General features: G+C 68.9%; 7 protein-coding genes and 1 tRNA gene. 5 read left to right on the top strand and 3 right to left on the bottom strand.

From position 1 onward, the window contains the following. Positions 1–237: 237 nt before the first annotated feature. Positions 238–311: transfer RNA gene (locus E1200_RS28090), tRNA-Arg, on the top strand. Between the two features lie 125 nt (positions 312–436). Here E1200_RS28090 and E1200_RS28085 read toward each other — a convergent pair. Further along, positions 437–814: a VOC family protein gene (locus tag E1200_RS28085; RefSeq protein WP_207933574.1), complete on the bottom strand. Its 378-nt coding sequence runs from the start codon at positions 812–814 to the stop codon at positions 437–439. Positions 815–1,264: 450 nt separating this feature from the next. Between E1200_RS28085 and E1200_RS28080 the strand changes: the two genes are divergently transcribed. Next, positions 1,265–3,043: a DUF262 domain-containing protein gene (locus tag E1200_RS28080; protein ID WP_131955096.1), complete on the top strand. Its 1,779-nt coding sequence runs from the start codon at positions 1,265–1,267 to the stop codon at positions 3,041–3,043. Positions 3,044–3,103: 60 nt separating this feature from the next. On the opposite strand, the gene E1200_RS28075 is transcribed toward E1200_RS28080, so the two are convergent. Both E1200_RS28075 and E1200_RS28070 read right to left on the bottom strand, forming a co-directional pair. Continuing rightward, positions 3,104–4,123 (bottom strand): TIGR03617 family F420-dependent LLM class oxidoreductase, encoded by a 1,020-nt coding sequence (locus E1200_RS28075; protein WP_131955095.1) that lies wholly within the window; start codon positions 4,121–4,123, stop codon positions 3,104–3,106. Positions 4,124–4,261: 138 nt separating this feature from the next. Then, positions 4,262–4,972, bottom strand: a complete 711-nt coding sequence (locus E1200_RS28070; protein WP_131955094.1) for a hypothetical protein — start codon at positions 4,970–4,972, stop codon at positions 4,262–4,264. A gap of 211 nt (positions 4,973–5,183) precedes the next feature. Between E1200_RS28070 and E1200_RS28065 the strand changes: the two genes are divergently transcribed. The 3 genes from E1200_RS28065 (at position 5,184) to E1200_RS28055 (ending at position 8,439) form a co-directional block, all read left to right on the top strand. Continuing rightward, a complete protein-coding gene (locus tag E1200_RS28065) occupies positions 5,184–6,383 on the top strand; it encodes a glycoside hydrolase family 6 protein (RefSeq protein ID WP_131955093.1) in 1,200 nt (399 codons plus the stop codon). Positions 6,384–6,562: 179 nt separating this feature from the next. After that, complete coding sequence (locus E1200_RS28060; protein WP_131955092.1) at positions 6,563–7,693, top strand: ABC transporter permease; 1,131 nt, start codon at positions 6,563–6,565, stop codon at positions 7,691–7,693. Positions 7,694–7,779: 86 nt separating this feature from the next. Beyond that, a complete protein-coding gene (locus tag E1200_RS28055) occupies positions 7,780–8,439 on the top strand; it encodes an ABC transporter ATP-binding protein (RefSeq protein WP_229808410.1) in 660 nt (219 codons plus the stop codon). Positions 8,440–8,469 lie beyond the last annotated feature (30 nt).

Raw genomic sequence — 8,469 nt, 5'->3', positions numbered from 1 at the left:
CCGCAACACCCCGTGCACCGCCGGACTGTGCGCCCCCAGCGGCCTCCGCACCGTCTCCCCGACCCGCACCACACCCTCCGACACGTCCCCGCCGGAGAGCGGCACCTCGAAATCCACCGCCACAGCACCCAAAGATAGAACCCCGACCGCCCCCACCCGCACGGATAGCCCGATATAGATGTGGAGCCGGACGACCCGCCCCCTTACACTGTGTCCCGGCGTCCCGCCGGGCGCCGAGCGCCCGTAGCTCAGCTGGACAGAGCACCGGACTTCTAATCCGACGGTCGCGGGTTCGAATCCTGCCGGGCGCGCCCCATTTGACCTGCACTCGTCCTGTGTCGGTTACCGGACACGCCTCCGGGGCGGGAGAGGAAGCCCGAGACGCGCGCCGGCCTCGCCGGGCGGCGACGAGACCGGCGGCCACGGGCACGGCTCGTCAGGAGGCCGTGGCGACCTTCCACAGGTAGCCGTCCGGGTCGCTGAAGTAGCCGTCGTATCCGCCCCACTCGGCGGCGACCGCCTCCTTGACCACCGTGGCGCCCGCGGCCACCGCCTTGCTCATGACCTCGTCCACCGCCTCACGGGAGTCGAGGATGCAGTGGAACGAGGTGCCGCGGAACCCCGAGCCCTCCGGCGAGACACCGGCGTCCGCCGCTGCCGCCTCCCATTCGTAGATGGCCAGGTCCGAGGACCCCTCCCCCAGGCTGCACCGGGCGAAACCGGGGTAGTCCTGCTCGACCGTGCACCCCATGCCCTCGACATAGAACTTCTTGGCGCGGTCGACGTCCTTGACACCGAGCATGATGGCGCTCACCTGTAGAGACACCTTGCCTCCTCGCGTTCCGGAGATCCACAGCCCCGCACTTTCGGTGCATATGCGGCTCATACCTAATGAAATTCGCGTTCGGCGCGGTACACAACACTGCGACGGGAGCTTGATGCTGTTCTGGAGCAAGAATATGCTGGAGTGCCCGACACCACGCAAGCCTTCGGCCGAACGAGACGCCAACGCGATTCACGATTGGCATATCGCGCCGTTATGGCCGTGGCAGCACTACCGGCGATCACGCTAGGGCCTCCCGTACTGACCCGCCTGGTTGCGAGGTGGCTGTGCCCGGGCGACGGAGTCAGACCCCTTGGTGTCTTTCAGGACGTGACTTCGGGATGCTTCTCAAACTGCCCACGACCGAGCCTTCCCCCGGCCTAAGCTTGGACGTCCCATGGACATCTCACCCGATTTCGCGATGCACGGAGGATGCTGAGCATGGCCTTCCAGACCCCTCGCAGCGTCCAGGAGATGCTCACCGCGATCCACAAGCGCGAGTACCTCATGCCCGCCATCCAGCGGGAGTTCGTGTGGAGCACCGGCCAGATCGTCAAGCTCGTCGACAGCCTCATGCGCGGCTACCCGGTCGGGTCCTTTCTGCTCTGGGACGTCGAGCCCGAGACGGCGCAGTCGTATACGTTCTATGAGTTCCTCACGCACTACCACGAGCGCGACAACCCCTACGCCGAGAAGGCGACGGTTCTTTCGGGCACGGGGACGACCGCCGTCCTGGACGGTCAGCAGCGGCTGACGGCGCTCAACATCGCCCTCTACGGCAGCATCGCCGAGAAGAAGAAGTATGCGTGGTGGAGCAGCCCGGACGCGTTCCCGGTCAAGAAGCTCTATCTGAACCTCGTCGACGACCCCAAGGACGAAGAACTCGGTCTCAAGTACGATCTGCGCTTCCTCACCGACAAGGAGGCGGCTGCCGAGCAGGACGGGGAAGACAAATGGTTCCGCGTCGGCGCCATACTCGACCTGGCCAATGCAGGTCCGGCGACCTTCAAGGAGCTGGAACAACGGCGGATCACGAACGTGGGCGACGCTTCCCAGCGGCTTTGGGACCTGTACGAGGCGGTTCGCGTCCTCAAGCCCATGAACTACTTCCTGGTCACCGACCAGGACCCCGACAAAGTCCTGGAGGTGTTCGTCCGGGTCAACAGCGGCGGCACCACACTCTCTTACTCCGACCTGCTGCTATCCATGGCGACCAACCAGTGGAAGGAACTCGACGCCCGGGAGGAGGTCCGCTCACTCGTACGCGACCTCAACAGGAACGCCGGGCGCCAGTTCGCCTTCTCCAAGGACGTCGTCCTCAAGACGGCCCTGACCATCGCCGGCGTCGATGTCCGCTTCAAGGTCACCAACTTCACGCAGGCGAACATGGCCGAGGTGGAGGCCGCGTGGCCGGAGATCGAGGGTGCCCTCCTACGGGCGGCGACGCTCCTTCAGCAGTTCGGTTACAGCGAGCGCAACCTCACAGCCAACAGCGTCATCGTTCCGGTCGCCCACTACCTCCATCGGCGAGGCGCGGGCGACAGCTATCTCGACTCCAGCTCCGACGCCGCCGACCGCCTCGTACTCCAGCGATGGGTCACGCGCTCGCTCATCAAGCGGGGCGTGTGGGGCTCCGGCCTCGACACCACCCTGACCCGAATCCGCGATGTGCTCAACGCCAACACCACCGGCTGCTTCCCAGTCGCCGAGGTGGAGGCGGCGATGGCCGCGGCCGGCAAGAGCCTGTCCTTCGATCCTGCGGAGATCGACGAACTACTCAACCTCAAGTACGCCGGACAGCGAACCTTCCCGGTCTTGTCCGTTCTCTATCCAGGCTTGAATCTCAGCAATCAGTTCCACGAAGACCACATCTTCCCGAAATCCCGCTTCACCAGGAAGAGGCTCGCGGCGGCCGGCATCCCTGCGGAGAAGATCGACGACTACCTGGAGACGGTCAACCTCCTGCCCAACCTGCAGCTCCTCCCCGGCACCGTGAACATCGAGAAGCAGGCCACGCTTCCTGCCGACTGGATCGCATCCGAGACCGTGTTCCCGATCGCCGAGAGACGCGAGACCTACCTCAGCGAGAACGACCTCGACGGGCTTCCGCTCGACCTCGCCGACTATCTCGTCTTCTTCAAGGAGCGCAAACAGAGAATCAGGAACCGCCTCATCAAGGCCCTCGGAGCGTCGACGCCCTCGAAGCGCACCGAAGAGTAAGACGGTCATCTTGCCGAAGACAGATGATCATACTCGCGCCGACATGTAGAGCCTACGGGTTCACGCGGGACGGGTTTTCAGTTCGGCAGCTAGGGTCATTATGGTCTTTTTCGGGTGGGTGGTTCCGGGGAAGTAGGCGCATACTCGGTCGGCCACGTCGGCGAAGCGGGTTTTTAGTTCGGTGGCGCATTCGGTGGGGGTTCCCTTGACTGCCAGGGTTTTTAGTATTGTGTCGTCGATCAAGGCGATCATTTTTGTGATGTCGCCGGTTTTGGATAGGGTGTTCAGTTCGGGTTGCAGGTCGCCCCAGCCTTCGATGTCCAGGACGGGCTTGTAGGCCGGGGTCGATCCGTAGAAGGCGAGCAGGGCCTTTACGCCGATGGCGGCTGCCTCTATTTCTTCGGGGTTTTCGCCCATTGCCACTATTGCTTGAGGGTAGATGTCGATTCGGTCGCGGCCTGCGTTTTTCAGGCCCTCGGCTACTGCGGGGAGGGTGCGTTCGCGGAAGTGGCGGTGGCTGTGGAACGGCATGACCAGGAGGCCGTCGGCCACCTCGGCTGCGGTGCGGGTCATCACCGGGCCCAGTGCGCCCAGGAGGACCGGGGGGACGCCGTACGGATTCGGGCCCGGGACGAACGTCGGCGGCATCAGGGTGTGGCGGGTGAATTCGCCGCGGAAGTCGAGCGGGGTGCCGTCCTGCCAGGAGTTCAGGATGGCCTTCACCGCCAGGACGATCTCGCGCATTCGGGCGGCCGGCCTGCTCCAGGTCGAGCCGTACCGCTTCTCGATGTGCGGCCTGATCTGCGAGCCCAGGCCGAGGCGGAAGCGGCCCTTGCTCAGCAGTTGCAGGTCGTAGGCCATGTTCGCCAGGTTCATCGGGCTGCGCGGGATCGCGATCGCGACGTTGGTCATCAGGTCGGTGGACGGGACGTCGGATGAGCCGGCCGCGACGATCAGTGGCAGGAAGACGTCGTGCGGGCCCTCGAAGGTGAAGAGGCCATCCACCCCGGCGTCCAGGAGGGCGCGGGCGCGCTGGGCCGCCTCGTCCGGGCGGCCGTCCAGTTGCACATCGAGTTTCACGTGACCGATCTTCGTTCCGGGTGGCGGTCTCCGGGGGCGGGTTTCCGGTCAGTGGGCGGACGGGCCGCCGGGTCGGTGAGCCCGGCGGCCCGCTCCCTCTCCCCGCCGGATCCTCGCCTTGCGGAGGGGGTCAACCGCTCATTCGACGACGAGGCGGGCCGGAGGAGGCTTGATGGTCACCGGCTTGTCGTAGGAGAGGAAGTCGAAGTGGTCGGTGCCGTCGGTCATGCGGAGGATGTACGGCGGGCCCTGGGCGGCCAGGTGGATCTGCTCCCCGGCGCCGGTCATCGGCACGGAGGGGGTGCCGGCGGTTTTGCCCGGCTTGCCCATGGTCCAGCCCTGCAGGCCGGCCTCCTCCATCTCGGTGAGGAGGCCGCGGAGGTCACCGAGGCCCGAGAGGGCGCCGAAGCCGCTGCCGCTCTGTGTGGTCTTCGTCCACTTGCCGCTGAGGAAGGAGACCGCCTCGCTTCCCGCGGTCTCCTTGAGGAACGCCTTGTTGCCCTTCTGGTACTCCTCCTTGCCGATCTGGATGATCTCGACGCGCTGGTCGCCGATGCGCATGGTGCCGCGGGCGCGGTCGCGGCCCACGTAGGTGACGTCCAGGTCGATGGTGCCGGCCTGGGCGTCCTTGACCTTGGCGCGGACGCGGACCGAGCGGGCGGACAGCGTGGCGGCGCTGGCGCGCTTGAACGCGTCGGTCGGGCTCAGTTCGTCGATGCCGTTGGCGGCCGACGGAGTGGCCGCGGAGCCGTCGGAGTTGTTGGCGCCTCCGGGCAGGCAGGCCGTGGTCAGTGCGAGTGCGGCTGCCAGCGGTACCCCGATGGCCGTTCGGATCGTCCTCGTGGACATCCCGACCCCCTATGTCGGTTCGTTTGGTGACATCGAGCGTCTCGGAGGGCGATGCGGATGGGCTTTCGTCCGACTGCGGCCGACTGCCGCCGCGCTGCGGTCAGGGCGGCACGCTCGGATGTTGGGTCTTGACGGACGTTCGGGGCGTCAGCAGACTCCCGGCTATGGGAGCGCTCCCACAGTTCCCACCCCGAGAATCTGGGAGTACCGGATGAGACCACGCATCGGGATCCTCGCCGTCGCCGCGGCGAGCATGGTCGCGGTTCTCGCGCCGCCGGCGCAGGCGCTGGGACATGACGATCCACTGGCCGGGAAGGCCAGGTTCTACGTCGAGCCCGACACTAACGCCGGGCGGCAGGCCGAGATCTGGGCGGCCGAGGGGCGCGACGCCGACGCGGCGCACATGCGGGCGCTGTCCAAGGTGTCGCAGGCGGTCTGGTTCACCGGCGGCACGCCCGCGGAGGTGCGGGCGGGAGTGCGGCGGACGATGGTCAAGGCCGCGCGGCAGCGGGCCGTCCCGGTGCTGGTGGCGTACTACGTGCCGGGCCGGGACTGCTCGCAGTACTCGGCGGGCGGCGCGCCGAGCGAGGCCGCGTACCGCGCGTGGATCGACGCCTTCGCCAAGGGGATCGGCGGCGGGCGGGCCGTGGTGATCGTCGAGCCCGACGGGCTGGCGCTGCTGTCCAGTGAGCCGTGGTGCAACGAGGGCGGCGGCGGCTCCACCGGCACGCCCGAGGACATGGCCCTGGTCGACCAGCGCTTCCGGGAGATCGACTACGCGATCCGGACCCTGCAGCGGCTGCCGCGCACCGGCGTCTACGTGGACTCCGGGCACTCGGACTGGCAGCCGCTCAACGACTACGACGCGGGGTACGGCGTACCGAGCGACCAGCTCGGCATGGCCAGCCGCCTGCTCAAGGGCGGCATCGCCAAGGCGGACGGCTTCGCGCTGAACGTCTCCAACTACCGCAGCACCGACGAGCTGGTCGCGTACGGCACCCGGCTGTCCAAGTGCCTGCGCTTCCGCCAGAAGACGGGCGCGGCGAGCTGCTCCGACGAGGATCTGGCCACCGTCCGGGACCACGAGCGCAAGCTCCCGCACTTCGTCCTGGACACGAGCCGCAACGGCCAGGGGCCGTGGACGCCTCCGGCGGACAAGTACTCCGACCCCCAGGTCTGGTGCAACCCGCCGGGCCGGGGTCTTGGCGAGCGGCCCTCGACGCGCACCGGTGAGCCCCTCGTCGACGCCTTCCTGTGGATCAAGCGCCCCGGCGAATCCGACGGCCAGTGCACCCGCGGCACGGCCGGGCCGGAGGATCCCGAATACGGTGTGGTGGATCCGGCGGCCGGCGCCTGGTGGCCCGAGTACGCCCTGGGCCTCTCCCAGCGAGCCGTGCCTCCGCTCCGCTGACCTAGCGCGAACGGAACGCACGCGGACGTGACCCCGTGCCCTGATCCTTTGCCGGATCAGAGCACGGGGTCACGGCTCGTCCCGGGCACCCGGCGCCCATGCCGGACCCCGGGAATCTTGTCGACACCGTGTTGATATGTTGGCGACGTGATGTCGACAAAAATGCGGATGTGGGGCTGATGTTCCTCGCACTCCGCGAGCTGCGGTTCGCCAAGGTCCGGTTCGGTCTGATGGGGGCCGTCGTAGCGCTGATCGCGGTCCTCATGGTCATGCTGTCCGGGCTGTCGGTGGGGCTGGTCAGGGACGGCGTCTCCGGGCTGCAGAACCTGCCGGTCACCTCCTTCGCGTTCGAGCGGGGCGTCCAGCACGACGCCGCCTTCTCCCGCAGCGTGGTGGACGTGTCCGCCGTGGACGCGTGGCGGAGCCGGCCGGGCGTGGCGGAGGCCGCCCCCTACGGCAACGCGCTCATCAACGCCAAGAGCGACCGGGGCGTGGACATCGACCTCGCGCTGTTCGGCGTCGCGCCGGACTCGTTCCTCTCCCCCGAGGTGAGCGAGGGCTCGCGGCTGAACGGCCCGGACGGCATCGTCGTCGCCGGCACGGCGCTCGACGCGGGCCTGCGCATCGGTGACACGATCACCGTCGACCGCCTCGGGACGAAACTCCGCGTCATCGGCGCCACCGCGGGGCAGGACACGTTCGGCCACGTCGACGTGGCCTACGTGCCGCTGCCCGCCTGGCAGCTGATCAAGGCGGGGGTGCGGCAGGGCGGCCCGGTACCCGAGCAGGCCACCCGGGACATCACGGCCGTGGCGGTGCGGGCGGAGCCCGGCGCCTCGGTCGACCTCGCCGCCGGGGACACCGCCGCCGGTACCGAGAGCCTCACCTTGGAGGAGTCCTACGGCGCCTCGCCGGGCTACACCGCCGAGACGTCCACGCTGCAGCTCATCCAGGGGTTCCTCTACGCCATCTCCGCCCTGGTCGTCGGGGCGTTCTTCGCCGTGTGGGCGATCCAGCGCAGGCATGAGGTCGCCGTGCTGCGCGCCATGGGCGCGTCCAGAAGCTGGCTGCTGCGCGACGCGCTCACCCAGGCGTTCCTGCTCCTCGTGGCCGCCGTCGCGGTCGGCGCTGGAATCGGCGTCGGGCTCGGCTCGCTCATCACCGGCGGCGGCGTGCCGTTCGCCCTCAGCGCGCCGAGCGTCACGGCCGCCGCAGTCGGCATCGTCCTGCTCGGGCTCGTCGGCGCCGGTGCCGCCGTCGCCCGCATCGCGTCCATCGACCCGGCCACCGCCCTCGGAGGGAACCGATGACCAGCCAGGCCGCACCGGCCCCCGGGCCGCAGGAAGGCGACACGAGCACCCCCGGTCGCCGCACCCCCGATAACGAGGGCTTGGTCATGACCGGCGTCTGCCTCCAGCACGGCGACGGGTCCGAGACCGTGCAGGCCCTCGACGACGTCGATCTCGCGGTGCGCCCCGGAGAGCTGGCCGCCATCGTCGGCCCGTCCGGCGCGGGCAAGTCGAGCCTGCTAGCGGTCGCGGGCGGACTCGCCACTCCGGACCGGGGCACGGTCACGGTCGCCGGGATCGACATCACGGCGGTCGGCGCGCGGGCCAGGGCGAAGCTGCGGCGCGAGCACATCGGGTTCGTGTTCCAGTCCGGCAACCTGATCCCCGCGCTCACCGCCCTCGACCAGCTCCGGCTGCCGCTGCGCTTCCGGCCGCGCCGCGCCCGCTCCGGCCGCGACCCCATGAAGCTGCTGGCGGACGTGGGCATGGCGGACAAGGCCGGCCGGCACCCGCACCGGCTGTCCGGCGGGGAGCGGCAGCGGGTCGGCATCGCGCGGGCGCTGGTGACCGAGCCGAGCGTGCTGCTCGTCGACGAGCCGACCGCCGCCCTGGACCGGGCGCGCAGCCACGAGATCGTCCGCCTGCTCGCCCGCGAGGCGGGGCAGCACGGCGTGGCGGCCGTCATGGTGACCCATGATCACGACGTCCTCGAACACTGTGACACGGTGTACGAGATGGTCGACGGGCGCCTGACCGCACTCACCTGACGCCCCGGCCGGGCGGTCGGGGGGCGGGCC

The sequence above is a fragment of the Actinomadura sp. GC306 genome, assembly GCF_004348665.1.
Classification (GTDB): Bacteria; Actinomycetota; Actinomycetes; order Streptosporangiales; family Streptosporangiaceae; genus Spirillospora.
This window is presented reverse-complemented; position numbering and strand designations above follow the sequence as displayed.